A 26,955-nucleotide genomic window follows, 5' to 3' on the forward strand; every position below is an offset into this window, starting at 1 on the left:
CTACGCCCAGCGTCCAGGCCGGGTGTCCTGGTACGTCCAAGCCGAACCTTTCAAAATGGGCTTTAGTTCCTCTGGCACACGGCTTGCGGGGCGCCGTCAATCCATCGCATGGTCCAGTCTCATCGCGGTTTCTGCAGATCCAGAAACCATGTATTGGGGGGAAACTCGTCTTTGTGCGCGGCGAGTACGTTACGCGCCTCGTCCAATGTTGGGAAGTGCCCCAGTATGACCCGGTACCTGGTCGGCGCCTTCATAACGCCGCTGCGGTACCCTTTTTCCTGATACTCTTTCATCACGCCGGCCGCGCGTTCCTGATCGGCGAACGAGGCGACCACGAACACCCAGCCTTCTGCGGCCTGATCGATGGGCTCGGGCCCCTTGAACATGCGTTCCTCGGGCGTCATCGCATCGAATTCCGCCTGTTGCTGGATTTGTTCGATCATTTCCTGCACCTCCTGCTCGGGACGCAGCTCGGCAATGGCGCTGAGCCGGCGGTTGGCGACGTCCGCATACGGGGTACGCGGATAGCGCTCGACAATCGCCGCATATATCCTGTCGATTCGTATCGGCGCCCAGACCGGGCGGACGGCGGCCATTTTTTCGGCGTGCGTCAACACGCGCGCCCGCCCCGGCGCTACGGGCGTCGCCAGCGTATCGGGCGTCATCGCCGGCACCGTGTCGGCCCGCATCGTGTCGGCCCGCACTTTGTCGACCCGCACTGTGTCGACCCGCACTGAGTCGACCGCTGCCGTCGTGGTCGAATCGGCCGGCAGTGCCGCGGCGACGGCGGCGGAATCGGGCAGCGCCGATTGCCCCGACGCCGACGTATCGGACGCCGGCGTGGCGGGCCGTGCCGTCCGGGGAGGGATAACACGACGCTGAGCGGAAGCCAGGGTGTCGGCGGGCGCTCCCTCTTTCTGTGGGGTCACGCCGGCCGCGCCGTTCTCCGCAGCCGGGGTCGCTTGAGCCGGGGTCGTGGGAGGCACGGGGGGCAGGGTCGTCTTGAGCGTATCGACGAAGGCGAGATGCGCGAGCAGGGAGTCGGGCAGATCCGGCACCGGCAGGGCATAGATGTCGAGGCTGTCGGCATCCGCCCATTCCATATACATGGCCCCGATCGCCAGCATCGCGCGCGGGGCGATGTCGCTGGACGGATAGGCCTCGGCGGCGAGGATCATCTCCTCGATGGCGCGTCCGTACTGTCTGGCGTTCCACATGTCGTAAGCGCGGTCGTAGGCGGCATCGGCGAGGGCGGTGGAGTCCGGCACCTCGATGACCTCGATCGGCGCCATGCCCAGCTGTTCGCGGACCCGCCCGGCGAAGTCGTTGCTCGGAAAGAGATCAAGAACCCGCGCATACAGACCCTGCGCGGCAAGCGTATCGCCCAGGGCGCGCTGCACCTCGGCGAGGGCGTAATAGGCGCGTTGGGCCACGGGCAGATCGCCGGTGTCCTCGATTACCATGCGGTACCACGTGGCCGCGGAATCGGGGCGCTCCATGGAGAGGAAGAGCACGTTGGCCAGTTCATAGCGGACCTGCGCGCGCTGTTCTTCCATCGCCGCGCGGCTCTCCTCGTCGCGGGGCACGGCGGAGTAGTCGACGGGCGGCAGCTCCATGTCATCCAGCAGTTGCTGGCGGGCACTGATGACGACGGAATCGGCCGTGGCGCTCTGCGCCGAGTGTGCGGCGGAGTTGACCGCGTCGAGCCGGCGCCAGTTAGGTACACGGGGGCGGTCTCCCCATTTCGCGATAAAATTGAGGCGTCCTTCCTGCAGCCGGATCCGGTCCTTATAAAAGAGGAAGCCCGAGTCGGCATCGCCCTGGGACGAGGACGACGACGCCGCCGCGGCGAACTGGTCGAGCTGTTTGCCGCTCCGATCCGCCACGTTCGAGATTTGCTGGAACTGCTGCTCCGCCTGCCGGCGCGCCTGGAGGCGCTGTTCTTCGAGAATTTCTTCCGCCTTCTTTTTGCGCAGATCCAGGATAAACGCCTCGAAGGTCTCCTCATCCAGCTCGCCCAGTCGCATCAGCGAATCCAGGTTGACGAGTTTGTTATGGACCGTATAAAAGCTGCCGAAGACTTCGGCCTGTTTCTCGCCGTCGGTGATGGCTTCCGGCGCATACTGGATGGCGGCGGCGCCGGGAGCCTGCCGGCGGTTGCCCGACTGGAGGGACGCCCGGGCGGTATCGAAGTGCGCGGCGGCATAGTTGTAGTCCACGTACACGTCGCGATACAGTTCGCCCATCGCATAGTGGATTTTGCCCTTGATCGCATTCGCATTCAGGGTGCGATCGTCGGAATAAAGCAATCCTTCAAAGACGGTGTACGCCTGATCGCCCAGCCGCATCGCCTGGTAGACCCGGCCGCGCAGATAGACGAGTTCGGCCCGGTTGTCGAAATTCTTGTCGTCCCGTTCCATGCTGCGCACCTGGCGCAACGCCAGTTCGGGATTGCCGTGCTGGGCTTCCACGCGGATTTCGCTCACCATGGCGGCGTACGAAAGCGCGTATTCGGGTTTGTAGCGCTGCACGCGGCGATAGGCCTCCATCGCCTTGTCGTACCGTTGCAGGGACTCGTACACCTGTCCGAGCAGGAAGGAAGCCCGGGAGGCGGTCGTCCCATCCGAGACGCGCTCGAGGCCGCGCTCGAGTTCGAGGGAAGCCTCTTCCCAGGCGTTCTGACGCACGTGCAGCTCACCGAGCGCGAGGCGGAGCAGCGACGCCCACTTGCGGGACATCCCCTCCATGCTCAGGCTGAATTCGAGGTGATTCATCGCCTCGTCGAACGAGTTCGACGCGATGAGCGTCCGCGCGAGCCAGAAACGCGCCTCATCCTCCAGGGGCCCGCCGATCGAGATCACCTCCTGGAATTTTTCCTCGGCGCCGACATAGTTCTCGAGATAAAAATAGGACTTGCCGATGAGCAGCAGCGCGTCGTCGACCCATTTGGAGCCCGGATTCTCCCGGAGCACGTCCGCGCTTTTTTTGATCGCGTCGTTGAACTCCTGCTGGTTGGCGACGCGTTCGGGCTTGTAGAAGATGGAGAGATAGATCGTGCGATCGATGCCCTGGTTGGCCGTGCGCTCGACCGATTTCACCCCTTCCGCGTACGTCTTCCGCGCATTGTAGAAGGTATTGTAATACGCCGTAAAGTTCTCGTACCGGCGGCCGATGAACGAGCCCTCCTTGCAGCCGGTTGCCAGCATCAGGAAGGCCGAGAGCATCAGGATCAGCCGGCGGCGATAAAACGCCGGCCGCCGCGATGGGGAAGAGTCTGGACCTGGGGTGAGATGTCGCATTGCATGTAGGCGGGCGGAGCGCCTGGCTCCGCCTCTCCGTCGGCTGGTAAAGGGACAACGATGGTAGCTACCGTTGCAATACGCGTTTGGGCTAGACCTGGGTGACGTGGATCATATTCGTGCGCCCGCGAGCGGGGAGCGGCATACCGGCGGTGACCACCACGCGGTCTCCGGGGGAGACGAGCTGGTGTTTCTTCAGCAGGTCGTGCACCAGTTTGACGCCCTGATCGGTATCCCGTTGAAAAGGAATCGCAAAGGCTTTTGTTCCCCAGAGCAGGGCCAGCTGCTTGACGACCTTTTCATGGTTTGTAAAGGCGTAAAGCGGCATTCCTGGCCGATGGCGTGCGATCGAGCGGGCCGTCGTGCCGGAGCTGGTCAGGCAGGCAATCGCGCTCGCGCCCACCTGGCAGGCCAGCTGATAGGCCGTATAGCTGACCGATTCGGTCAGGGCCTTCGATATCCATTCCGATTCCGGGCCCAGCGGCATCTGGAAACCCTGCCGCTCCGTTTCGAGGATGATCTGGGACATCGCCTCGACCACCCGCGTCGGGTGTTTGCCGGCTGCCGTCTCCCCCGACAGCATAACGGCGTCGCTGCCGTCGTACACGGCGTTGGCCACGTCGCTCGCTTCGGCGCGGGTGGGGCGCGGGTTTTCGATCATGCTTTCGAGCATCTGCGTCGCGGTGATGACCGGCTTGGCCGCCCGCCGGCACTTGCGGATGATCATCTTCTGGGTGGTGGGCACCTGGGCCATCGGCATCTCGATCCCGAGATCGCCGCGGGCCACCATGATGCCGTCGGCCTTTTTCATGATCTGATCGATGTTCTGCACGGCCTCGGGCTTCTCGATCTTCGCGATGACCTGCACCTGTTTGCCGGACGTCCGGATGCGCTGCACCAGGTTGGCGACGTCGGTCTCGTCGCGGACGAACGAGAGGGCGATGAGGTCGACATCCATGGAGAGACCGAACTCGAGGTCGGCGATGTCTTTCTCGGTGAGCGCCGGCGTGGACGTGCGGATGTGGGGCAGATTGACGCCTTTTCGGGAACGCAGCATGCCCCCCACGATCACTTCGGTGACGACATCCTCACCTTCCAACCCCATCACCTGGAGTTCCAGCAGGCCGTCGTCCAGCAGGATGCGGCCGCCGGCATCGACGTCGCGCGCGAGGGTGGCATAGCTGACGTAGATGCGATCTTCGCTTTGCCCGTCCGGATCCGGGGTGAGCACGAGCCGCTGCCCCTTGTGGATCAGCATGGCGCCGTTGTCGATGTCTCCGACACGGATTTTGGGCCCCTGGAGGTCCTGCAGGATCGCCACGTCCCGGCCGGCGGCGGCGGCGGCCTCGCGCACGTCGAGGATGCGCTTGCGGTGATCCTCGTGCGAACCGTGCGAAAAATTAAGCCGCGCGACGTCCATCCCGGCATCGATCAACGCACGGATGGTGCCGGGATCGGAGGAGGCAGGACCTAGGGTGCAGATGATCTTCGTGCGACGGGACATGGGGACGTAGGGGATCTTGGATTGAGGTGCTGCAGAGAAGCGGTCGGATGTGCCCGATCCCGTTCTCCGGATCGTTCAGGCACACATCAACGGCAAATCACCTACTTTGATTCAAGCCGCTGCACGCGCCGCGCGTCGCGCGCCGGCGTGGGGTGTTAACCGACTGTTAAAGTTGTAAATTGTACCCCGGCCAAGAACTTGACACGCGCGTGGCCCGTTTTCAGGCCATGCACCCTCCTGCCGTCATGCGCCATGTTCAATCGCATTAAACCTTCCTGGATGCTCCTGATGGCCGTGAGCATGGCCATCCTGCTTCCCGGACTCGCCTTTCTACAGTACCGCTGGATCGGCCAGTTGAGCGCGAGCGAACTGGAGCGGATGCGCGCGAATCTGAACACCGGCGCCGAATACTTCCACGACGCCTTCGACCGGGAGATTTCGCCGCTCCGGTGGCTGTTCCGCGTCAGCCTCGCCGGCTCGACGGACGAGGTCGCGAACCAGCTCGCCCTGAACTACCGACACTGGGAGCGGATGACCGAACATCCGTCGCTTATCGAGCACGTGTACTGGATCGATTACCAGAGCCGGCACGCCGTCCGCCTGCACGAACTGGATCCATCCACCGGCACGCTCCATGAGATCCCGTGGCCCGACCGGCTGCTGCCCTGGCGCGAGTACATCGTGCTCCGCAACGAGTTGCAGCGCAAGGCCCTTGAGGCGACGCCTGCCCTCGACCCCCAGGAAGCCGACGCCGCGCTGCAGGCCTTTCGCGCCCGGAATGCCTCGCTGCTCGCCGAAACGCCCGCGATCCCCATCCCCATCTCCATCGATCCCGAGATCGCCGCCGAAGACCTGCTCTCGAACCTCGACGCCACCATTCAGGGGCGCGCCGGCCACACCCTGCTGCTGCTCAACAGGTCGTACCTCGTCGATTCCATGCTGACCAACCTCGCCGCCGAGTTCGCGGGGACCAACGACGACATGGGGTACAACGTGATGGTGGTGAGCCAGGACGATGCGAATCAGGTCATCTTCCGGTCGGACACGACGCTTACCCTGGAGGATTTCAAGCGCCCGGACGCCGTGCATTACCTCGGCGGGGGGTTTTTCTGGCAGCGCCAGCCCCTCACCCCCAGCTCGATGATCGTCCGCGGCTATACGGCGCTGGCCAACCGGGACAGTAGTTTCGCCAACTTGCTGCTGACCCGCGCGGAGTCCGGGTGGTGGCCCGCCCTCCACGACAGCCTCGCCTACGAAACGGTCGCCCACGAAGCGCCTTTCCCGCTCCAGGCGGTGCTCCGTATGGCGCGCGAAAACGATGTCGAGGGCAAGTTGACGACGGACTACCTGCTGAGCGCCCTGTCGCGGCTGCAGGACGAGGCGATGGACCGGAACCCGATGCCGCCGCAGCGTGCGCCGGCGGACAGCACCGCGAACAACGAGGATGACGGCCGGCATGCCTGGAAGATGCTGCTCAAGCACCGCGCCGGCTCGCTCGAGGCCTCTGTCCGGGCGAACCGCACCCGCAACCTCTTCATGAGCTTCGGCATCCTGCTGCTGCTCGGGTCGGCCGTGGCGCTGCTTTATAACTCCTCGCGTCGGGCGCGCATCCTGGCCGAGCAGCAGATGGAATTCGTCGCCGGCATCTCGCACGAGCTGCGCACTCCGCTGGCCGTGATCCACTCCGCGGCCGAGAACCTGGCCGACGGCGTCGTGCAGAACGCAGATCAGTCGAAACGCTATGGCGACCTGATCCGCAAGGAAGGCCGGCGCCTGACGGAGATGGTCGAGCAGGTGCTCGAACTCGCCGGCGTGCAGTCTGGCCGAAAACGGTACACCTTCCGGCAGGCGTCGTTGACGAACACCATCGAACAGGCGATTTCATCCTGCGACGGCGCTCTGCGCGAAGCCGACTTCACCGTCTCGAAACACATCGCCCCCGACCTCCCCGAACTCGTCATCGACGACCGGTCGATCCAGACGGCGCTCCGCAACCTGATCACGAACGCGATCAAATACAGCGATCAAAGCACCTGGCTGGGCATCGAGGCGCAGGTGGCGAAGAACGGCAAAGGGCCGGAAGTACAGATCACGGTGCGCGACAAGGGGAGCGGCATACCCGCCTCCGAGCTGCCCTACATTTTCGACCGTTTCTACCGCGGGCACGCCGTCCGCGAGGCGCAGATCCACGGCAACGGACTCGGCCTCAGCCTGGTCAGGTCGACGGCCGAAGCACACGGCGGACGCGTGTCGGTGGTGAGCGAGCCCGGCAAGGGCAGCGCGTTCACCCTGCACATCCCGCTGCGAACCATGGAAGAGCCCGAGACGGCGGCATCACCCCTGAAAGCATGAGCAAGCGCATTCTGCTGATTGAAGACGAGCCGGGCCTCGTGCTCACCCTGACCGATCGGTTGGCGAGCGAAGGGTACAGCGTGACGAGCCGCGGCGACGGCGAGTCCGGGCTGCAGACGGCCCTGTCGGAATCGTTCGAGCTGGTTCTGCTGGACGTCATGCTCCCCAAAAAGAGCGGCTTCGATGTCTGCCAGGAGCTGCGGAAGCGCGATATCCGCACCCCGATCCTGATGCTTACGGCGCGGGGGCAGGTCGTGGACAAGGTCGTCGGCCTCAAGATCGGCGCCGACGACTACCTGACGAAGCCCTTCGAGATGCCCGAGCTGATCGCCCGGATCGAGGCGCTGCTGCGGCGCGCCGGCACGACGAACGGCCACCAGACCGCCGAGGTTCATCAATTCGGCGACGTCGAGGTGGACTTCCGCCGCGCGGAGGTGCGCCGCGCCGGCGACATCGTCGATCTCTCCGCCAAGGAATTCCAGCTGTTGCGGTATTTCATCGAACACCGCGGCGCCACCCTGTCCCGCGACGAACTCCTCAACGAGGTCTGGGGCTACAATTCCCTCCCCTCCACGCGCACGATCGACGTCCACGTCGCCTGGCTCCGTCAGAAACTCGAGCCCAATCCCCGGCACCCGCAGTACATCCTCACCGTGCACGGCCTCGGCTACAAGTTCGCCGAGTAGTTCGAGGTTCAAGGTTCAGGGTTCTAGGTTCAAGGTACCCTCCCTTAAACCTAGACCCTTACACCTTGAACCTTGAAGCACGTCCACCCACATGGAGTAATGCGATGGATACGGTTGCCTGGGGCATCATCGGATGCGGCGACGTTACGGAGGTCAAGAGCGGGCCGGCGCTTCGGAAGACGGCGAACGCCTCGCTGGTGGCTGTCATGCGCCGCGACGCCGGAAAAGCGCGCGACTACGCCGAGCGCCACGGCGTCCCCCGGTGGTACGACGACGCGCAGGCCCTGATCGACGACCCCGAGGTGAGCGCGATCTATGTCGCCACGCCGCCCGACACGCACGAGGTCTACACGGTGGCCGCGGCGCGCGCCGGCAAGCCCGTGCTGGTAGAGAAACCCATGGCGCCTGACGCCGCGGCGTGCCGGCGGATGATCGATGCCTGCGCGCGCGCCGGCGTGCCGCTGTTCGTGGCGTATTATCGGCGCGCGCTGCCCCGGTTCGAAGCCATGCGCCGGCTGATCCAGTCGGGCGCCATCGGCGCGCCGCGGGTGGTCTCGATCCGGCATTTCCTGCGCGAGGGCCAGATGCCGGCGCAACCCTGGAAGGTGGACCCCACGGTCAACGGCGGCGGCTTTTTTGTCGATATGCAATCCCATACGCTCGACTGGCTGGATCATGTATTCGGCCCGGCCGAAGCGGCGCGGGGCATCGCCGTCCACCAGGCCGGCCGGTATGCCGCGGAGGATGCGGTATCCTTCAGCCTGCGCTTCGGCGGCGGCGTGATCGCCAACGGGCTTTGCGGCTATGCCACTGCGCGCGAGGAAGAAGGTGTGACCGTGTACGGCTCGGAGGGCGAGGTCTCGATGCCCTTCTTTCGCCCCGGCCCGCTTCGCCTCGTCACCGGCACCGGCGAAGTATGCACTGAACACCCCGATCCCCCGCATGTGCACCAGCCGCTCATCGCGAGCGTGGTGGCGCACCTGCTTGGCCAGGGCGTCTGCGCGAGCACCGGCGAGAGCGCGCTTCGCACGACACGCGTCATCGACGCCATCCTGGCCGACCTATCCACCCGTTGATTCCTTCGCCATGCGCCTCCCCTTCGACGACCTCGTACACACCCTCCAGCGCCTCTTTCTCCACAAAGGGTATCCCCCCGAGGCAGCGGCGCTCAGCGCGCGGCTGATCGCGGAAACGAGCCGGGACGGCGTGTATTCGCACGGGCTGAACCGGGTGCCCCGTGTGCTCGCCATGATCGACAACGGCTCGATCGTGGTGGATGCGAAACCGAGCCGCATCGCCGGCCACGGCGGGTTTGAGCAATGGGACGGCGGGATGGGACCGGGCAACGTCGTCGCCCATGCCTGCATGGCCCGCACCCTCGAACTGGCGGGCGAACATGGCATCGGCGCGGTCGCGCTGCGGCATACGAACCACTGGATGCGGGGCGGCACGTACGGCTGGCAGGCCGCCGACGCCGGCTTCATCGGGCTGTGCTGGACCAACACCAACCAGAACCTCCCGCCCTGGGGCGGCCTGTCCCCGCGCATCGGCAACAACCCGATCGTCATGGCGCTGCCGCGTCCGGAAGGCCACGTGGTCATCGACATGGCGATGTCGCAGTTCTCGTACGGAGCGCTCGACTCCTACAAAAAGAAGGGGCAGCGCCTGCCCGTGCCGGGCGGTTTCGATGCGGCGGGCGCCCTGACCGACGACCCTGCGGCGATCGAGGAAAGCGGCCGGGCGCTGCCGATCGGCTACTGGAAGGGGTCGGCGCTGTCGATCGTCCTCGACCTGGTCGCCGCCGGCCTCTCCGGTGGCGACGCGACCTGCACCATCGCGACCGACCCGCTGCTGGAGCGCAGCCTTTCGCAGGTCTTCATCGCCATCAAACCGCTCTCGCCGGCCTTCGTCGCGCGCATCGCCGACGAGACGGTGGCGCATCTCCATGCGTCGCCGGCCGTCCCGGGGCAATCGGTGCATTACCCCGGCGAGCGCACGCTCGCCACGCGGCGGGACAATCTGGCGCACGGGATCCCCGTGGATGCCGGCGTGTGGGCGAAGATCCAGCAGGCGCTCGCGCACTGACCGGCGGCACTGCATTGTTTTCTGTTGTATAATGCAACAGCCCGCCGGCGTCGCCCGCGCATCCCACCGAGGCCTAACCGCCTGTTTATCAACGACATCCCGCCGGATCACGATCCATCGCGCGCCGGGCTGGCGCGGTTCTCGAGCGGTGCCGGGGCGATCTTCATCCCACGAATCAATCCCGAAGGCTCTCCCATGCGATTTTCCTCCTCTCGCATCGCCACGCTCCTGTTCGCTGGATGGTTCGTCCTCGCCGGGACGAGCTATGGACAGATCAAGGTGTCGTGTGACGCGCCGAACATCACCCGCTGGAAGGGCGACATGGCGCTGAGCATCGAGGCCGCCAAACAGGATTGCGAAGAGGCCGAGCGGCTCGCCAAACGGGCCTCCGAGATGCGGAAGGATGTGAAGGAGCACGACAAAAAAGCGGATACCGAGCTGAAGCGGGCGAAGGCGCTGCGCGACGAGGCACGCGACAAACGCAAGGAATCCGAACGTCGCAACGACGAGTCGACGAGCGTGCTGAACGACGCCAAGCGCGAGGTGAACCGGATGCAGGAGCACAGCGACGCCATCGGCAACTGGAGCAACGCCCTCTCGCTCCGCATCCCGTTCCGTTTCGGCGCGGTGGACACAGTGGCCGTACCGACGGTGCAGGGCATTGAATCCGAGACGGCCCGCAACGACGCGATCGCGGCGTTCGAGACCTACGCCGGCGAGGTGAAGCAGCTCGCCGAAGGCGAGGCCGAGGCGGTCGAGCAGCTGGCGCTGTACCTGGAACAGGAGGCGGCGAGCCTGGATGCGCGCGCCGATCTGCACGAGCAGCGCGCCGGCCGGTACCGCTCCACGATGGCCGCCGCCGAGCGGGCGGCCGACCGCCTCGAGACCGCCGCGCGGGTGAGCGAAGACGCCGCCATCCTGCACCAGCTGAATGCCGCGATGCGGTTTCTCGCGCAGGAAGAAGGCAATACCGATGCGCGCAAGGAGATCGAGCGCGCCATCAATTTCGTCAACGACAACCTGAGCCGGCTCCCGCTCGCCGTTTCCCAGCAGGCCTCGGCACTCGTCAGTTCGAGCCGGCAGGCGCTGCAGAAGTAGGGGATGGAGGGTGTGCGGGATACGGGGTGTGGGATACGGGATATGGGATGCGATAACGCGTACGGATCGACTTGCGACCATCGCGTATTATCCTCTCCCGCATCCAGCATCAAGCATCCCCTCTCTCAGCACGGCGGCGGGATGACGGTGCACGACGGATCCGTCAGCGGGGTGCGGGCGGGATCGCAGGGGCTGGCGGTGGCGAAGCCGGCGGCGCTGAGCACGTCGGCGGGCTGGATGGCGTTGAAGGTGACGGGGTAGCCGGCGCCGACGTAGCCGAAGCCGTTCTCGACATTGGAGAACGCGTCCGGCTGCGCGAGCGCCTCCGGATCGAACGTGCCGCCAGGCGGCACCCAGCCGTCGTCGCCGATGAAGATCGTGAACCGCATCGCGCGGACGCCGATGTAATCCCGCGTGAGGCAATGCGCGTCGAATTCGTCCTCGACGACGCGGTAGTCGTCGGCGATCCGGACGACGAAGCGCCACCCATCCTCCGCAGCCTCCTCCTTCCCGCGGTACGAGATCGAGATGGGCCAGCGGATGGGATTCTCCCGGCTGGAGAGCGGCTGGAGCCGCACGGCGTCGTAGACGATGTCGGCCTGGACGATGTTAGGCAGCGTGGCACTCACCACCTTGTAGCTGAGGAAGAGGGGCGACGGATTCGATTCCGGCAACACCTGCACATCCACCGGGGTCGTCACCTCGACCGACGAGGCGACACCGTCCGAGCGGACTACATCGAGGCGATAGCGCTCCCGGTATGCCGGCTGGAAGTTGGCGACGAAGACGTGTCCGTACGTGCTGTCCGCGAACAGGACGTAGGTGGGGCGCCAGGTGATCTGTTCGCCCGTGGCCAGGCGGGTGGAGGTGACGATGGCGTCGACCTCGGCGGTCTGGCCGGCGTCGATCCGCTGTTCGATGGGGATCACGCGCAGCGTCTGCCGGCTCGTGCGCGGGTTCAGGTAACCGTACAGGGTGTACGGCTCCTCGATCCCGACGAAGGGGTTCGGGGTATCCTCGCATCCGGCGAGCACCGGCAGGCACAGCAACGCCGCCACGGCCAAGTATCTTCCGCGCATGGTCAGAATTCGATTTTGAGCCCGACGATCGGGACGATGGGCAGCTGGTTCGTCTGCTTGAGGGTAAACAGATCGAGGGCGAACAGATTGGTACGGTCGTACACGTTCAGCACGCCGGCCTGCGCGGTGAATACGCCTCCCTCGAAGGGAAACGCCCTGTCCACCGACACATCGAGCCGGTGGTAGGCCGGGAGGACGCCGCCATAGGGCCGGTCGTAGATCACGCGCCGGACGCCCGGTTCGGTCTCCACATCCACCTGGCCGTCGAGGAGCAGAAAGGAATCGAAACCCTGCACCTGGTTGTAGGGCAGGCCGGAGCCGAAATTCCACCGGATGGCGAGATCGAACCCGCCGAGGTCGGCCTGAATGAGGGCGTTGACCTGATGCCGGCGATCGTGCGGCGGACGGAACGTCACCGTCTCGGCGCCGAACCACAGGGCCAGCTCCTCCTGCATGGCCTCGTAATCAACGGAGGCCAGCCCGTACGTGACGTACGCCGACCACGTGTCGCCGGTCACCTCGACCCGCAGATCCGCCCCTCGCACGCGCCCGGTGGCGGCCTGAAGCTCCGTGGTGAACCGGGGCAAGGGTGACCACTCCGAGATATAGAGGTTCTCGAGCGTCTTGTAATAGACCTCCGCGCCGAGACGCACCGCGCGGTTGAGATCCACCTGGTACCCCGCGAGCGCATGGTAGGAACGCGTCAGTTCACCGAAGGGGGCATCCGTCCACGCCGTAAAGACGTTCGTGGCGTCGCGCCGATCGTTGAGACCGGTCAGCTCCTGGTGATACCTGCCGGCGGCGACGCTGAGCTGGTGGGCGCCGCGTTCCCAGATCGCCCGGAAGCGGGGCTCGGCGAAGAATCCGAACTGGTCGAAGAACTGCACCGTGACGCCCGGGCGGAGCGACAGGCCGCCGCCGAGCACCATGTTGGGTTCGAGGTAAAAGCCGAGTTTGGGCAGGCGGGCCGTTTTGAGGCTGAGGTTCTGATAGAGCCCGCCGAGTTCCGTGTCGATTTCCGTCGTCCGGAGGTAGGCGCCATAGGATACCTCGGACCGGCCGGCGTACGTCACCAGGTGGATGCCCGTGTTGAAGCTCTTTAGCTCGGAGAACCGGTCGGGCGCCCGGCGCGGACCGGATTCGATGCGGTAGCGCGAGATCGAAAACAGAAACTCCGCCTGGACCGGGCTCCGGCGCGGCGTCACCAGGTAGCGGGCGCCGACGGCCGTGTTGTTCCAGCGCACCTCGTTGCCTCCGGTAGCGTCCGCGTTGTCTAGGGCGCCGCGGTCGTAGGTGCGCAGGGCCGTCACCGTGAACTGGTTGTTGTCGTTGATCCGGAGGTGCGCCTTCCCGAACAGATCGCCAAACTTATACGGCAGGGGCTGGTCGATGTACTGCGTGGCGAACCGATCGATGACCGATTGCCGGACCGATCCGATAAACGAAAGACGATCCGTTTTGATGGGCCCTTCGACGCGGAGCGCGTTGACGAAGGGCGACACCGAAAAGGAACGGACGTGCTCGCGCATGTTGCCGCTGCGGCTCGCGATGTCCATGACGGAGGATACGCGGCCGGCATACCGGCTGCCGTACCCGCCGGCGTAGACGTCGGCCCGCTGGAGGATGTCGGACGAAAACGCGGAGTAGAACCCGAGGATATGGAAGGGCTGATAGATCGTCATCCCGTCCAGCAGCACCAGGTTGTGCGCCGGTTCGCCGCCGCGGATGAACAGCTGCCCCCCGCGATCTCCCGACGTGATGACCCCGGGCAGCGTGGTCAGGTAGGAGGCGAGGTCGCCCGACAGATCGGGCGAGGGCACGAGTTCGAGGTCTTCGGCCCTGATGGACTGGAGCCCCGCCGTGATGTGCGACACGCCGGCCGGCCGCTCCCCTTCCACCAGCACCTCGTCCAGCGCGCCCGTCCCCGGCGTCAGCGTTTCGCGGACTTCCACCACCTCGCCCGGCGCAAGCGAAAGCGAATCGCGGATGGGCTGGTAACCGATGTACGAGATCCTGAGTTCGTACGCGCCGGGATCGATGCGGGAGAGAAAAAAGAGCCCGTCGCCATTTGTCACGACGCCCCGGTAAAACGCGCCGGCGCGATAGAGCACCACGTTGACGCCTTGCAGCGGCAGGCCGCCGGCCTCGTCGAGGACGACGCCGCGCACCGACGCATCCTGCCCCCGCGCCTGCCCGGCGACCCCGGCCCACACGAACAGGCAACAGGCCAGATAGGCCGGCACTATGCGTCTCTGCATCAGCAAGGCTCCATATTATAGCGTATGTCGTAGCGTTAGCAGGCTGTGAACCGGGTCGCCCCGACGATGCCGCGCCGCGCTTGTTCGACGATCGGTATGCGCGTGAGCGTCTTGGATACGCCGGCTCAGGCGGCCTGGTCCATGTAGCCGGCCATGTACTGCACGTACAGCTTTTCCAGATCCTCGCCGACCAGTTCATCATGCGTGCGCATCATCACGAGCTTGCCCCGGTTCATGATGCCCACCACGTCGGCGATCTCCTTCGCGCGGAAGATGTCGTGCGTCGACATCAGGATCGCCTTCCCCTCCTCGCGGAGCGACTGGAGCAGGTGCGTGAACTCGAACGCCGCCTTGGGGTCCAGCCCGCTCGTCGGCTCGTCCAGCAGGATCGCCGGCGCGTCTTTCAGGATCGCGATCGCGATGCCGCATTTCTGGCGCATCCCTTTCGAAAAGCCCTTGAGCCGCTTGTTATGCGCCTCCTCCTGGAGTCCGACGCGCAGGAGCACCTTGCGGTAGTCTTCGCGCGCATAATGCGTCTTGCCCCCGAGTCGGACGAAGAAGTCGAGGTTCTGCATCGCCGTGAAGTTCGGGTAGAGCATCACGTTTTCCGACACGTACGCGACGCGCTCCTTCGCCTTGAGCGGCTCCTTGTGGGTGACGACGCCGTCGATCCGGGCCTCGCCGGACGTCGGCTCGATGAAGTTGAGGAAGATATTGATACACGTCGTCTTGCCGGCGCCGTTGCCGCCGAGCATCGCGAAGATCTTCCCGCTTTCGACGGTGAAGCTGACGTCGTCCAGCGCCAGCTGGCCGTCCTCGTACCGTTTGCTGAGCCGGTCGGCTACGATCATCGGCCGGCCGAAGGCGGCGGGTGCAGGTGTTTCCATAGCGTGTTGTGCGTCTTGTCCGCGAAAATGGTACGAATCGTTTACCGGCGCGAGAGCCGGATGCCGAAGATGACGATGCCGACCACGAGACCGACGATGAGCAGCACGATGACGAGCGTGCCCAGGACGTTGGCTTCGGGGTCGATCTGGATGGATACGGTTTTGTCCTCGCCGCGAATCGGGAGGTCGTCCGACAGCGAGGAGGTCCGGATGCGGACCTCGTAGCGGCCGGGGGCCACATCGGGCGCCGGCGTGAACTTGAGCTGTACGCGCCGCTCCTCGTTGATGTCGAGCGACTGGATCACCGCCGGCTCGACGGCATCCGTCCAGTTCAGCGGCGGGTCGGCCTCGATGCGCACGTTGTTCAGCGCGCGCGTCCCCTCGTTGACGACCTCGACGTTAAAGACGACTTCCTCGCTCGGCTTGATCGAGAAAAACAGCTGCTGGGCGCGCACCAGGATCTCGCCGATGCCGCGCGGCACCAGTTCGAGCTTGGCGTAGCCCACGTTGAGCGCCCGGATCTCTTCCTCCGTCATCTGGCGGTTGCCGAGCGGGCCGATCTCGTCGATCCGCTCCCGGGGAATGGCCAGCGCGTAAAACGAAATCCGCTCGTCGATCCGGACGTTGTCGGTCGGCCGCTCGGGTAGAAAGATGCGCAGGGCGGCCTGCCGGGTGTTGACCCCCTCGGTGAACTGGAACTGGCTGAGCCGGTTGTCCGATGTCGGGTCGACAAAATACCGGTTGATTTCCGTAGGCAGGTTGACGGCTTCCAGGGCGAAGGTATTCGCGTCGCTGCTGAAGAGTTCGAGCGACATCCGGTAGTCGGTGCTGCCGCCAAGCTCCACCTCCTGTGAAAACTGCTCGGGCTTGATCGCGAGGATGTTTTCCGAGGCATCTTTCTGCAGATAGATCTTCCGGCTCTGTTGCGACCCGTTACCATAAATCAGGCTGACCGACACCGCATCCAGATCCTGGAGGAGCTCGAACGACACGGTCGCCGGCTGCCCGTAGACGAGCCGATCGATCTTCTGCTCGTAGGGCTGGCTGACGATGGCGTTGTCGTCGTTCAGGAGGGAGATGTACACGTTGTTGATGATGTCCGGCGTCAGCAGGGTGAAGAGCGAGTCCTCGATCCCGATCAGTTTTTCGTATTCGCCGGAGCCGCGCGAGGCATTTTCGAGGGTGATGCGCACCCCCTTGCGGCCGTCCTTGCGCTGGTATTTCAGGGCGCGCGACACCACGATGTACTGCTGCTCGAAGATGACGGCGAGCAGGGACTGCTGGAAGTTTACTTCCGCTTCCGAGTAGTTGCGAAACGCCTGGTCGAGCGCGCTGCGCGAGATGAGCTGTTTATCGAAGAGGCCCTGCTGGCGTTCGTATTCGGCGCGCTGCGTGTCGTACGCCTCCTTGGCGCGGCGCAGGCCGAGCAGCGGATAGGTGTCGTCGCGCTGGTTGAAGAAGGTGCCGCCCTGGGCGTGGGCCGCCGGGCCGGCGAGCGGGAAGAGTGCGCCCATCCACAGCACGAGAAGCAGCGTGAGTCGGGCACATCGGGACAGAAAGGGCTTCATGAGTATCCGGGCGGTGGGCAGTGGCTGGTTTACGGCTGGAGAATGCGCGGCCGGCCCCCATCGGCCGGCGTGGCTACTCCAACAACGCGAAAACCCGTTGTAAAGTATGCAAAAGTATCAGATCTTGCCGCAAACGTTTTCGATCCCATCCCATGACGCCATGAATCGCCGCGCATTCGCCCAGACCGTTGCATCGATCGCTCCCCTGAGCGCGTTCCCGGGCCTTTTTTCGCCCGCACCCTCCACGCCGGCGCCGCGCACGGCTGCACGTAACATCAAACTCGGCTTCGACAATTTCTCGATCCGCGCCTTCGGCTGGAAAGCGCCACAACTGCTGGACTACGCCGCGACGCAGGGCGTCGATACCGTGCTGTTCTCCGATCTCGACGTCTACGAGCGCCACGACGACGCCTACCTGAAGGACGTCAAGAAACGGGCGGATGACCACGGCATCGAGATCCAGGCCGGCACCGGCGGGATCTGCCCCTCCTCCACCGCGTGGGACGGCCGCTTCGGCACCGCCGAAGAGCACCTCGCCCTGGTGATCCGCGTGGCCGAGCGGCTCGGATCGTCGGTCGCCCGCTGCTACCAGGGACGCGCGGAAGACCGCGGCACCGAGGGCGGTCTGCGCGCCCGCATGGCCGACACCGTCCGCGTCTGCAAGGCGGTCCGGAGCCGCGCGCTCGACGCGGGGGTCAAGATCGCGATCGAAAACCACGCCGGCGACATGCAGGCCTGGGAGCTGGTGGAGCTGATCGAGGAAGCCGGCCCGGAATACGTCGGCGCCACGCTCGACTCCGGCAACGCCACGTGGACCCTCGAGGACCCGCTGGTCAACCTCGAGATCCTCGGCCCCTACGCCGTCTCGACCGGCATCCGCGACTCGATGATCTGGGAGTACGAGCAGGGCGCGATGGTGCAGTGGACCGCCGTGGGCGAGGGCTGCGTGGATATGAAGGCGTATATGGATCGCTACGAACAGATCTGCCCCAACACGCCGGTCCAGCTCGAGATCATCTCCGGCTTCGCCCGCCCCTATGCGTATCTGGACCCCGGATTCTGGGACCTCTACGGCGACGTCCGCGCCCCCGAGTTCGCCCGGTTCATCGCGCTGGCCAAAAAAGGCCGCGCCATCACGAGCTTCCGGCCGGCCGCCGGCACCGACCCGGCCACGGCGCAGCAGGCCTACCAGAAGGCCGAGCTCGAACGCAGTCTGACATTCTGCAAGGAAGTGCTGGGGCTCGGGCTTAAGCGGTAACGCGCCCGTTCAGCGCCCGTTCAGCGGCCGCTCATCCGCGCCAGCTCGACCAGCGTCTCCAGCGCGCGCGGATCGTCGCTTTCTCCCAGCATGTAGATGGCCTGTTTCCGGAGCCGCACGTTCGGGTGCGTCCGTGCGATGCGGATGAGCACGGGCACGCCGTCTTCCGCCGGCATCTGCGCCAGCGCATACAGCGCCTGTTTCTGCACCTCCGTGTCGCTTTCTTCCGCCACAATGTCCGACAACACGGCCAGCACCTGCTTCGAGGCTTTCTGACCGAGCCAGAAGACGGCCTTTTTACGCACTTCGGTTACTTTTTCGTGCCGCGCCGTCTCGATCAGGAGATCCGTCGCCTCGGGCAGATCCATCTGGCTGAGCGCAAACACCGCCTGCTCGCGGACCTCCATCGAGGGATCGTTGCGCATCGTCTTTTCGATCGCCGCCAGGGCGCGCGGATCGCTCTGCTGTCCCATCCAGAACGCCGCTTTCTCGCGCAGCGCGGCGGGCGTCCGCACGTCGAGCACGGCGAGGAGGAAGTCCAGCGCCGCCGGCTCGTTGCGATGCAGCGCGACGGCCATGAGGGCATGCTCACGGGCATCCAGACGCTGCGCCGCCTCATAGATGGACCGCATCTGCGCGATGCTCTCCGGCGCGTCCGCCTTCCCGAGCCAGTAGAGCGGCAGCCCATCCAGGCCGACCGCCAGCGAGATGCTGGAGATGGTGACGTCCACGGGCACGGCATTCCGGTCGTACCGAACGAGGTAGACCACTTCCTTGCGCACCGTCACGGGCAGCGCGTCGTACGCGTTGTCGTCATCGTACAACGGCTCCACCTCGCGGCCGTAGAGCAGGAGCGAAAGCGACGGCTCGCGGCGCTGCCGATCCGACGAGAACGAGCCGATGAACGAGCGCGCGTGCATGAGGCGCTCGATGGAGTAGGCGACCCAGTAGTCGGACGCCCGGTCGCCGCGCGCCGCGTCCAGGGCCCAGGTCCTTCGCGCTCCCAGGCTGGCGGCCCGTTGCGCGTCGGGGAGGTGAACGATGGGCTGGGCGCCGGCCGGCGCCGCCGCGAAGCCGGCCCACAGCAGCACCGCCAGCACAAGGATGTTCGGGCGGATCGTCATCGGCGTACCTCGGCGAGGGGTGCATAGGTTTCGATGACCTGGCGCAACGCCTCGCGCGCGGCCTCGGTATCGATCTCGCCCAGAGCGTGCACGGCCGCCTTGCGGACATCCGCCGCGGTCTGCGACATGGCCACCTTGAGCAGGGCCTTGACCGCATGGGCGTCTCCCCGCTGGCCGAGCGCGTAGGCCGCCTGCCGGCGGATGTCGGCGTCCATATCGTCCTCCAGGATGCGGATCAGCGCCTTCAGGGCCTCGGCCGATCCGTCCTGCGCCAGGGCGTGCAGGGCCGCCATCCGCACGTCCCGGCCGGCGCGGGCGACCGCCTCGGGCGCCGTCGGGGCGACCTCCAGCACGAAACGTGCTTCGTAGCGAGGCTCGGCCCGCTCCGGGCCGCCTCTCCAGGACGACACCCATTCGTAGAGCCACCCCTGGTCGACCCAGGAGCGATAGAGCCACTTGACCTCGAAGACGACGCCGGCGGACAGCACGAGGATCAGCGCCAGGGCCGGCAGGGTGTGTTTTGCGGGTGCGGACATGGGATCGGTCGGTTTGGGTTGCGAACGGATGGATGCGGCCTCAATTCAGCAGCTGCAGGATCGCCTCCTGCGCTTTCGGGCTGCCGATGTTGCCGAGGGCATTGACGGCGGCCTTGCGGACATCGACGGAGGCGTCGTTGCGGGCGGCGTCGAGCAGGATCGGGACGGCGTCGTCGGATTCCGTGTTGCCGATGGCATAGACGACCGCCTTGCGCAGTTCGACGTCTTTCTCGTCCTCCAGCAGGCGCTTCAGCAGCGCCAGCGACTCACTCACATCCTGCTCCGCCAGCTGGTAGAGCGCCGCCTTCTTCACCTCGCTGCGGGTCGACTCGGAGATGATCCGCATGAGGACATCCGCCTCCCCGTCCTCCAGCTGGTTCGAGAGCGCATAGGTGGCGGCTTTTGCGATTTCGGTATCGGGGTCGTTGATGGCCGTCTGGACCAGGAACGCCTTCATCTCGGCGCTTTCGGTGTTGCCGATGGCGTAGAGCGCGGCCTTGCGCAATTCCGTCTCCCGGGAGGCCTCGAACACCTGCTTGATCATGGGCCCGCTGTCGTCCTGGTTGGCGAGGGCGAAGACCGCGTTCTTGCGGAGTTCGATGCTGGCGTTGGCGTCGAGCGCGATCGTCTTGATGGCCTGCTGCGCCTCGGCCTCGTCGCGGTTGCCCAGCGCGAAGAGCGACGCTTTCCGCACCTCGTCCGACCGGGCGTTCGCCAGCAGGCCGGCGAGGATGCGCGTCGCGGCCGGATCGTCGGTATTGCCCAGGGCAAACGCCGCGGTCTTGCCGAGTTCGGCGTCGTCCGTCGTACGCGCCAGGTCGCCCAGGTACGCGGCGAGGCCCGCGACGTCGCTATTCCCCAGCGCATTCAGCGCCGCCTTCTTGACCTCGGTGTCGGCCTTCGAGGTCAGGATCGCCTTGAGCCGTTCGACCGATTCGGCCTCGTCCCGATTGCCGAGCGCATACACCGCGTTCTTGCGCACCGAGGTGCTCGCGTCGCTCATGGCGATCTCGGCGAGTTTGGCGGTGACGGCATCCCCGTCGAAGTTGCCGAGCACGTACACGATCTTGCCCCGCATGCGCTCGCTCGTGGAGCGGTCGTACAGCGCCATGACCGTCTGCAGCGCCCGGTCGTCCCCTACGTTCTGGAGCGCGTAGAGCGCCGCAAGCGCCACTTCTTCGTCGTCGCTCGCCTGCATGGACTTCACCAGCGTGGCATACTCCGGGTTGCCGGCGCGGACGAGCTCCTGACCGATACGCACCATGTTCACCTTCGCGTCGTCGGCCCAGTTGCTGTCCCGGTAGCGCTCGGTGAACGCCTGGTAGCAGGAAAACGCGGCTTTCGATGCGCCGGAGCGCTTTTCATCGACATAGCAGGTCCAGTACCGGGCGTCGTCCTGCCACGGACTCGACCCATGGTCGCGGAGGAAGGCCGCCAGGGCCGTTTGCGCCTCGTCCCAGCGTTCGCCGAGCACGAGGTCGTACGCCGCGCTGTAGGCCGCGTCGGCCGAGGCGTTTTGCGCCGAGGCGATGCCGGGCACGCCGCCGGCGACACAGACGAGCACGACGAGGACGATGAGGTTCTTTTTCATGGTATGATCTCTTCGGATAAAAACAGGGGTGGCAGGATCTACAGCGTGGTGGGGATCGGGGCCTGAACGGCCTGTTGTTCGACCACGCGCATCCGGGCCAGGTTGATTTTCAGGAGCAGGGCGTTCTGGTCGACGCCCCGCTGCACCAGTTCGATGGACGGCAGATCGACGCTCGTTTCCAGGTTCGCGATCTGGAGCAGGACGCGTTCGAGATCCGCCATCAGTTCGCGGAGCATCAGGCGCTCGCTCGGGTCGAGGGCTTCGTTCAGGGCGACCGTTTCTTCGAGCAGGCTGCGTGCCATGCGCTGCCGCGCCGGCAGGTTGATGCCGGCTGGATCGTCTTCGACCGGGTCGAAATTGACGAGTCCGAGCAGCAGCACGTTGGTCCGGTCGAGGTACCGCACGGTCTGGGCGTCCAGCGACGCCTGGATGATCCCTGGATCCGGCTCAGAGGGGCCGACCGGGCGCCGTTCGACCGTGCTCCGGCCGATGAGGACGCCGAGCAGCAGGATGACCGCGACGGCGGCGATGCGCAGGACGGCCGGCTGCCAGCGCCGGCGAGCCGGCGCGCGATCCGCGCGGGAAGCGGTGGCCGGCGCGGCCGCGAGGCGCGCCTGCAGCCGGTCGTAATAGGTATCCCAGTAGGCCTCGTCGGGCAGCTCCGGCGCGTGGCGCGTCACGAGGTGGACCGCCGCTTCCGCCTGCCGGTACGCCGTGTCGCAGGCGGGGCAGCCGGCGCGGTGCACGTCGACCTCGGCGCGCGCGGTGTCGTCGACCTCGTCGAAGAGAGCGGCGTAGAGCCGGTCTTCGTATTCCTTGCACGGTTCGGCGTTCATGGCATCAGGGTTTGGATGGATCATCCGGTTTCACGTCAGGTCGGCCACGAGGTGGCCGAGTTGCCGGCGGAGCTTCTGGACGGCGCGGAACAGGAGGCTCTTGACGGTCCCGTCCGCTACCCCCATCGCTTCGGCGACCTCGCGAACCGGCAGGTCGCTATGGAACCGCAGCGCGAAGGCCGCCCGCTCCTGGGGCGACAGGTCTTCCAGGGCCCGCTCGACCTCGAGCCGGATCGCCGTGGCCTGGGCATCCTGCTCGGGTCCCGCCTGGTCGGACGCGACCTCGTGATCGAAGAGGTCGCGCGGCTGGACCATGGTCAGGCTCTTTTTGCGCCGACCGGAGACAAAGGTGTTCACCGTGATCCGGAGGAGCCAGGAGCGCAGGGATCCGTCCCCGCGGAACGAAGCCAGCGTCCGATGGGCCTGGATAAAGACATCCTGTGAAAGATCTTCCGCGTCGTGATGGTTGCCGGTCAGGTGCAGGGCGAAGGCATAGACCCCTCGCTGGTGCTCGCGCACCACCTCGCGGAAAGCGGTCCCGTTATGAAATCCTGCCTGTTCGAGCACCTGTCCGGCTCCATCGTGAATCGGTTACGCCTGCTAAGACGAGGGGTCTGCGGGATTCGTTTACGGCGCGGGAAAGAAAGTTGGGGCGGGTGACGGGGCAGAAGGTGCAAATCCACCCATTCTGCTATATTGGCGATACGGTCGGTGGATCCGTGCGCTGCGGCGGCAGCGGATGGGTCGCCGATCCCACGAAAACCGCCCGTTTTAAACGTGAGTTGACCGTGAACCATACGCGTCGCGAATTCATCGCGCGCGCCGGACAGGCCGGCGCGCTGGTTGCCCTGACCCCCACGCTCCCCCGTCACCTGCTCGCCGCTCCCGAAGCGCGCCCATTCGGGGCGCTGGCGGCGGCAGACGCCCGGCTCGACGGCCTGCGCTGGCGCCTGCTCGGTCCCTTCCGCGGCGGCCGTGTCGATGCGGTGAGCGGCGTCATCGGCCGGCCGAACGAGTTCTACTTCGGCGCGGTAAACGGCGGCGTCTGGAAGTCCATCGACGCGGGACGCGTGTGGGAGCCCATCTTCGACGACCAGCCGGTCGCCTCGATCGGGGCCATCGCGGTGTCCGAATCCGACCCCGACGTCGTCTATGTCGGCACGGGCGAATCGACCCTGCGCGACTCCGCCGGCTTCGGCAACGGCGTCTACAAATCGACGGATGCGGGCAAGACGTGGACGCACCTCGGCCTGGCCGGCACCCAGCATATCGGCAAGATCGCGATCGATCCCCGCAATCCGGACATCGTGTTCGTCGCCGCCATCGGCTCGCTTTATGCGGCGAACGAGGAACGCGGCGTGTTCAGGAGCACCGACGGCGGCCGTTCGTGGCAGAAGGTGCTGTACAAAAATGCGGATGTCGGCGCGGTGGAGGTCGTGATCGACCCGAGCGATTCGGAGGTCGTCTACGCCGGCCTGTGGAATACCCGGCGTCCGCCCTGGTTCGTGTATGCCCCCACGAACGGCCCGGGCGGCGGCCTGTACAAGTCGACCGACGGCGGTTCGACGTGGAAGCCGATGACCAACGGCCTTCCCGCCTCCGACATCGGCCGCACCGGCATCGCCGTGGCGCCCTCCGAGCCGTCGCGCCTCTACGCCGTGGTTGATTGCCTGCTGCCCGATCCGGGCGCTGACGCCTCCTCGGGCGGCGGCCGGCGGCAGGCGCCCAAGCAGGGCGGCGTCTACCGCTCCGACGACGCAGGGGCCTCGTGGCGCCGGCTCTCCAACGACCCGGCGCTCTGGGGGCGCGGGTGGTATTTCGAGAAGATCGCGGTCGACCCGCAGGACGCGGACATCGTCTACGTCCCGAACGTGGCGTTCAACCGCACCCTCGACGGCGGCAAGACCTGGGATGTGATTCGCGGTTCGCCGGGCGGCGACGACTACCACCAGATCTGGATCTCGCCGGCGGACCCCAACACCATCGTCATCGCCAGCGACCAGGGCTGCGTCATCACGCACAACGCCAGGGACGCCGACCCAATGGCCATCACCTACACGTCGTGGCTCAACCAGCCCACGGCCCAGCTCTACCACATCGCCATCGACTACCGCTTCCCGTACTGGGTGACGGGCGCGCAGCAGGACAGCGGCGCGGTGGCGGTGCGGTCCCGCGGGAAATTCGCCGAGATCTCAATGCGGGACTGGGAGCCCGTCGGCGCCGGCGGGGAAAGCGGCTACACCTGCGGCGACCCGCTGCACCCGGGCATCATCTTCGGCGGCACCGGCGAGCGCTGGGACATCGCCCAGAACCGGCAGATACCGGACACCACGACGCCGACGAGCGCCGACGCGCCGGCGCGCACCGACTGGACCCAGCCGCTGGTGCGGTCCGAGGCCGATCAGCGGGCGATGTACTACGCCAGCCAGTTCCTCTTCAAAAGCACGGACGGCGCCAAAAGCTGGACGCAGATCAGCCCCGATCTGACGCGGGAGAACCCCGGCATTCCATCGAACCTCGACGAGGCGGCCCGCAACAATGTCGGCAACGACCGGCGCGGCGTTATCTACACCATCGCGCCCTCCCCCATCCACACGAAGACCCTGTGGATCGGCACCGACGACGGCTACATCCAGCTCACGCGCGACGACGGCGGAAGCTGGCAGAACGTGACGCCGGCCGCCCTCACGGCGTGGAGCCGCGTCACCATGATGGAAGCCTCGCACTTCGACGTGGACACCGCCTACGCGAGCGTGGACCGTCACCAGTTGCAGGACTTCGACCCGTACATCTACCGAACGCGCGACCAGGGCAAGACGTGGCAGCAGATCACGACGGGGCTGCCAGCGGGGGCCTATGTGCATGTGGTGAAGGAAGACCCCGTGCGGCGCGGGCTCCTGTTCGCCGGCACCGAACGCGGCGTATTCGTCTCGTTCGACGACGGCGACCGGTGGCAGCCGCTCCAGCTCAACCTGCCGGCCTCGTCGATGCGCGACTTCCAGATCTACGGCAACGATCTCATCGTCGGCAGTTTCGGCCGCGGCATCTGGGTCATGGACGACATCAGCCCGCTGCGCCAGCTGAGCGACGCGATCCTCGCGAGCGAGGCGCACCTCTTCAAGCCGGCGGATGCGATCAACTACGACCAGGGCGGGGACAACGCGACGCCCCTCCCCAAGGATGAGCCGCAGGCCCAAAACCCCGGAAACGACGACCCGTGGACGGGCAGCCGGGGGCCGGCGTTTATCTACTATTACCTCAGGGAGGATGCGACCGGACCGGTGAACCTCGAGGTGCTCGATGCGAGCGGCGAAGTCGTCGCGACGTTCGGCGAGCCGGCCGATCGGCCGGCGGGCCGGCAGCCTTCCGGTCTGCCTCGCACGTCGCCGCAGTGGCGCGTGCCGGCGGAGCCGTTCGGCACGCGCGCCGGCCTGCATCGCGTCGTGTGGAGCCCCGTCATCCCCGGCCGGCGCGGCGGCGACGGTGAGGCCGGCACCGAGGCGCGCCTCCTCACGGGCGCCTTTACGGCGCGCCTTCGCGTCGGCGGCACGACCTACGAACAGCCGTTCACGGTGAAGCCGGATCCCCGGGAGCTATCGGGCTATTGACGCATGCCCCCGCTACTCGAGGGCCCAGTCCGGCACGGGGGTTTCGGCGTCGAACAATTCGTCGACGTAATAGGTACGCCGCGGGCGGGCGTTGCCGGCGTAGATGCCTGCCAGATTTCCGCTGACCATGAGGCTCGATCGGCTGTTGTTGGGCAACAGGTCGTCGCGATGAAACCGGTCCAGCACCATATGCCCCAGCTCGTGAAAGATCAGCGCTTCGTTGTCCTCGACCGGACGCGTCGTCCAGCACCGTTCGTTGACGACGATCGAGATGGTCCGAGACGTCGATTGCGGGTCGGCATACCACGGCGCCAGACCGCATAGGGAGCGTCCTTCGTAGAGGATCTCTTCCTCGATCTTGAAGACGACCGTGGCCATGGATGCCGACACGTCGATCCCGCGCATGCCGGCTTCCTGGACGAAGGCCGCGGCGTGCTCCTGAATCTCGGCCATGAAGTCGCGCTCGGGCTCGTCTTTCTCCTCGAACACGCCGCAGCCGGCGAACGCCAGGATCAGCAGCGCGAGCACGCCTCGTTGTATGGGGTTCATGGGATGCATCGGATTCCCGTTCATGAGTTCCCTTCGTCTCGGCGCCCCGGACGGCGCGCTGTAGCAGGTCGGTGGCGTCAAAAGACGTTCTTACAGGAAAATCCCGCATCCCGCATCGGTTCGATGTCTAAGTACCGTGCGCGTCCCACCTCACGCTCCGTCGTAACGTCGCCGGCCCGCTCAGGGTCATGAGGCTGGACGCCGTTCGGCCTATCTGCATAAAAAAACTCCCTGGCGACAGAAAGGCGTCGTCGCCAGGGAGGCGTGTACAGAGCGTATTGGTTTGGCGCAGGACGATGCGCCGCCGGATGCGCGTGGAGGTGTCGGGCTCACGAGATGGAGCCGGCGCGCGGTGACGTGGTTTGGAGCAATAAAGACAAGAACGGCGCACGCTTCAGGAGCGCCCGTGGGCGCCTTCCGAACAACGGCCTACGCTTCCTTGAGGCATTTCCTGAACGCCAGACCCGCGATAAGCGCGGCCGTACCCCATACGATGGTCGCATAGAGCATCTGGGAGTCGAGGCTGGTCAGGGCATTGATGATGTATGAGAGCGTCATGGCAATCACCTCCTGTGAGGTTGATGTCGGGATGGCACAAAAGGCACATGAAGTACCTCATTGGTAAGCCTAAGTTACC

Annotated in this window: 20 protein-coding genes; 7 read left to right on the top strand and 13 right to left on the bottom strand. The window is 65.9% G+C overall.

Going from position 1 to position 26,955, the window contains the following annotated elements:
* Positions 1-119: 119 nt before the first annotated feature.
* Both R2834_05015 and pyk read right to left on the bottom strand, forming a co-directional pair.
* A complete protein-coding gene (locus R2834_05015) occupies positions 120-3,224 on the bottom strand; it encodes a tetratricopeptide repeat protein (protein MEZ4699667.1) in 3,105 nt (1,034 codons plus the stop codon).
* A gap of 166 nt (positions 3,225-3,390) precedes the next feature.
* Entirely contained in the window at positions 3,391-4,803 is a 1,413-nt protein-coding gene (gene pyk, locus R2834_05020) for a pyruvate kinase (GenBank protein ID MEZ4699668.1), read from the bottom strand.
* 252 nt (positions 4,804-5,055) lie between these two features.
* Between pyk and R2834_05025 the strand changes: the two genes are divergently transcribed.
* From R2834_05025 to R2834_05045, 5 genes are all read left to right on the top strand, one after another.
* The gene (locus R2834_05025) at positions 5,056-7,155 is read left to right on the top strand and encodes a HAMP domain-containing sensor histidine kinase (protein ID MEZ4699669.1); all 2,100 of its coding nucleotides are present in this window, start codon (positions 5,056-5,058) and stop codon (positions 7,153-7,155) included.
* A complete protein-coding gene (locus R2834_05030) occupies positions 7,152-7,841 on the top strand; it encodes a response regulator transcription factor (GenBank protein ID MEZ4699670.1) in 690 nt (229 codons plus the stop codon). Before R2834_05025 ends, R2834_05030 begins: the two co-directional genes overlap by 4 nt.
* A gap of 104 nt (positions 7,842-7,945) precedes the next feature.
* Positions 7,946-8,917 (top strand): Gfo/Idh/MocA family oxidoreductase, encoded by a 972-nt coding sequence (locus R2834_05035; GenBank protein ID MEZ4699671.1) that lies wholly within the window; start codon positions 7,946-7,948, stop codon positions 8,915-8,917.
* Positions 8,918-8,927: 10 nt separating this feature from the next.
* Positions 8,928-9,926 carry a 3-dehydro-L-gulonate 2-dehydrogenase gene (yiaK, locus tag R2834_05040; GenBank protein ID MEZ4699672.1) on the top strand — a complete coding sequence of 333 codons (999 nt, stop codon included), beginning with the start codon at positions 8,928-8,930 and terminating at the stop codon, positions 9,924-9,926.
* A gap of 195 nt (positions 9,927-10,121) precedes the next feature.
* On the top strand, positions 10,122-11,024 hold the full coding sequence (locus R2834_05045; GenBank protein ID MEZ4699673.1) for a hypothetical protein: 903 nt from the start codon (positions 10,122-10,124) through the stop codon (positions 11,022-11,024).
* 125 nt (positions 11,025-11,149) lie between these two features.
* On the opposite strand, the gene R2834_05050 is transcribed toward R2834_05045, so the two are convergent.
* The 4 genes from R2834_05050 to R2834_05065 form a co-directional block, all read right to left on the bottom strand.
* Positions 11,150-12,103 (bottom strand): hypothetical protein, encoded by a 954-nt coding sequence (locus R2834_05050; protein MEZ4699674.1) that lies wholly within the window; start codon positions 12,101-12,103, stop codon positions 11,150-11,152.
* 2 nt (positions 12,104-12,105) lie between these two features.
* Positions 12,106-14,361 (bottom strand): TonB-dependent receptor, encoded by a 2,256-nt coding sequence (locus R2834_05055; GenBank protein MEZ4699675.1) that lies wholly within the window; start codon positions 14,359-14,361, stop codon positions 12,106-12,108.
* A 125-nt stretch (positions 14,362-14,486) separates the two neighbouring features.
* Entirely contained in the window at positions 14,487-15,248 is a 762-nt protein-coding gene (locus R2834_05060; GenBank protein ID MEZ4699676.1) for an ABC transporter ATP-binding protein, read from the bottom strand.
* 41 nt (positions 15,249-15,289) lie between these two features.
* Positions 15,290-16,816: an NEW3 domain-containing protein gene (locus R2834_05065; protein MEZ4699677.1), complete on the bottom strand. Its 1,527-nt coding sequence runs from the start codon at positions 16,814-16,816 to the stop codon at positions 15,290-15,292.
* A gap of 160 nt (positions 16,817-16,976) precedes the next feature.
* On the opposite strand from R2834_05065, the gene R2834_05070 reads away from it, so the two are divergent.
* Complete coding sequence (locus R2834_05070; GenBank protein ID MEZ4699678.1) at positions 16,977-18,074, top strand: sugar phosphate isomerase/epimerase; 1,098 nt, start codon at positions 16,977-16,979, stop codon at positions 18,072-18,074.
* 20 nt (positions 18,075-18,094) lie between these two features.
* Here the strand turns inward: R2834_05070 and R2834_05075 are convergent, their stop codons facing one another.
* Genes R2834_05075 through R2834_05095 form a run of 5 tightly spaced genes read right to left on the bottom strand, consistent with a single transcriptional unit; the run spans position 18,095 to position 22,728 of the window.
* Positions 18,095-19,198: a HEAT repeat domain-containing protein gene (locus R2834_05075; protein MEZ4699679.1), complete on the bottom strand. Its 1,104-nt coding sequence runs from the start codon at positions 19,196-19,198 to the stop codon at positions 18,095-18,097.
* Entirely contained in the window at positions 19,195-19,734 is a 540-nt protein-coding gene (locus R2834_05080) for a HEAT repeat domain-containing protein (protein ID MEZ4699680.1), read from the bottom strand. The genes R2834_05075 and R2834_05080 overlap by 4 nt, the downstream gene beginning before the upstream one ends.
* 40 nt (positions 19,735-19,774) lie before the next feature.
* Positions 19,775-21,325 (bottom strand): HEAT repeat domain-containing protein, encoded by a 1,551-nt coding sequence (locus R2834_05085; GenBank protein ID MEZ4699681.1) that lies wholly within the window; start codon positions 21,323-21,325, stop codon positions 19,775-19,777.
* 38 nt (positions 21,326-21,363) lie between these two features.
* A complete protein-coding gene (locus tag R2834_05090) occupies positions 21,364-22,161 on the bottom strand; it encodes a hypothetical protein (protein MEZ4699682.1) in 798 nt (265 codons plus the stop codon).
* Positions 22,162-22,191: 30 nt separating this feature from the next.
* Entirely contained in the window at positions 22,192-22,728 is a 537-nt protein-coding gene (locus tag R2834_05095; protein ID MEZ4699683.1) for an RNA polymerase sigma factor, read from the bottom strand.
* 221 nt (positions 22,729-22,949) lie between these two features.
* On the opposite strand from R2834_05095, the gene R2834_05100 reads away from it, so the two are divergent.
* Positions 22,950-25,769, top strand: coding sequence for a glycosyl hydrolase (locus tag R2834_05100; protein ID MEZ4699684.1), 2,820 nt, complete (start codon positions 22,950-22,952; stop codon positions 25,767-25,769).
* Between the two features lie 12 nt (positions 25,770-25,781).
* Here the strand turns inward: R2834_05100 and R2834_05105 are convergent, their stop codons facing one another.
* Positions 25,782-26,318, bottom strand: coding sequence for a hypothetical protein (locus R2834_05105; GenBank protein ID MEZ4699685.1), 537 nt, complete (start codon positions 26,316-26,318; stop codon positions 25,782-25,784).
* 429 nt (positions 26,319-26,747) lie between these two features.
* On the bottom strand, positions 26,748-26,876 hold the full coding sequence (locus tag R2834_05110) for a hypothetical protein (protein ID MEZ4699686.1): 129 nt from the start codon (positions 26,874-26,876) through the stop codon (positions 26,748-26,750).
* Positions 26,877-26,955: the final 79 nt, after the last annotated feature.

It is taken from the genome of Rhodothermales bacterium (assembly GCA_041391505.1).
GTDB lineage: Bacteria > Bacteroidota > Rhodothermia > Rhodothermales > JAHQVL01 > JAWKNW01.

Bases quoted from the DNA above. Each gene is read 5' to 3' on its own strand.
- R2834_05015 (MEZ4699667.1), bottom strand. From the start codon at position 3,224: ATGCTCTCGGCCTTCCTGATGCTGGCAACCGGCTGCAAGGAGGGCTCG.
- pyk (MEZ4699668.1), bottom strand. From the start codon at position 4,803: ATGTCCCGTCGCACGAAGATCATCTGCACCCTAGGTCCTGCCTCCTCC.
- R2834_05025 (MEZ4699669.1), top strand. From the start codon at position 5,056: ATGTTCAATCGCATTAAACCTTCCTGGATGCTCCTGATGGCCGTGAGC.
- R2834_05030 (MEZ4699670.1), top strand. From the start codon at position 7,152: ATGAGCAAGCGCATTCTGCTGATTGAAGACGAGCCGGGCCTCGTGCTC.
- R2834_05035 (MEZ4699671.1), top strand. From the start codon at position 7,946: ATGGATACGGTTGCCTGGGGCATCATCGGATGCGGCGACGTTACGGAG.
- yiaK (MEZ4699672.1), top strand. From the start codon at position 8,928: ATGCGCCTCCCCTTCGACGACCTCGTACACACCCTCCAGCGCCTCTTT.
- R2834_05045 (MEZ4699673.1), top strand. From the start codon at position 10,122: ATGCGATTTTCCTCCTCTCGCATCGCCACGCTCCTGTTCGCTGGATGG.
- R2834_05050 (MEZ4699674.1), bottom strand. From the start codon at position 12,103: ATGCGCGGAAGATACTTGGCCGTGGCGGCGTTGCTGTGCCTGCCGGTG.
- R2834_05055 (MEZ4699675.1), bottom strand. From the start codon at position 14,361: ATGCAGAGACGCATAGTGCCGGCCTATCTGGCCTGTTGCCTGTTCGTG.
- R2834_05060 (MEZ4699676.1), bottom strand. From the start codon at position 15,248: ATGGAAACACCTGCACCCGCCGCCTTCGGCCGGCCGATGATCGTAGCC.
- R2834_05065 (MEZ4699677.1), bottom strand. From the start codon at position 16,816: ATGAAGCCCTTTCTGTCCCGATGTGCCCGACTCACGCTGCTTCTCGTG.
- R2834_05070 (MEZ4699678.1), top strand. From the start codon at position 16,977: ATGAATCGCCGCGCATTCGCCCAGACCGTTGCATCGATCGCTCCCCTG.
- R2834_05075 (MEZ4699679.1), bottom strand. From the start codon at position 19,198: ATGACGATCCGCCCGAACATCCTTGTGCTGGCGGTGCTGCTGTGGGCC.
- R2834_05080 (MEZ4699680.1), bottom strand. From the start codon at position 19,734: ATGTCCGCACCCGCAAAACACACCCTGCCGGCCCTGGCGCTGATCCTC.
- R2834_05085 (MEZ4699681.1), bottom strand. From the start codon at position 21,325: ATGAAAAAGAACCTCATCGTCCTCGTCGTGCTCGTCTGTGTCGCCGGC.
- R2834_05090 (MEZ4699682.1), bottom strand. From the start codon at position 22,161: ATGAACGCCGAACCGTGCAAGGAATACGAAGACCGGCTCTACGCCGCT.
- R2834_05105 (MEZ4699685.1), bottom strand. From the start codon at position 26,318: ATGAACCCCATACAACGAGGCGTGCTCGCGCTGCTGATCCTGGCGTTC.
- R2834_05110 (MEZ4699686.1), bottom strand. From the start codon at position 26,876: ATGACGCTCTCATACATCATCAATGCCCTGACCAGCCTCGACTCCCAG.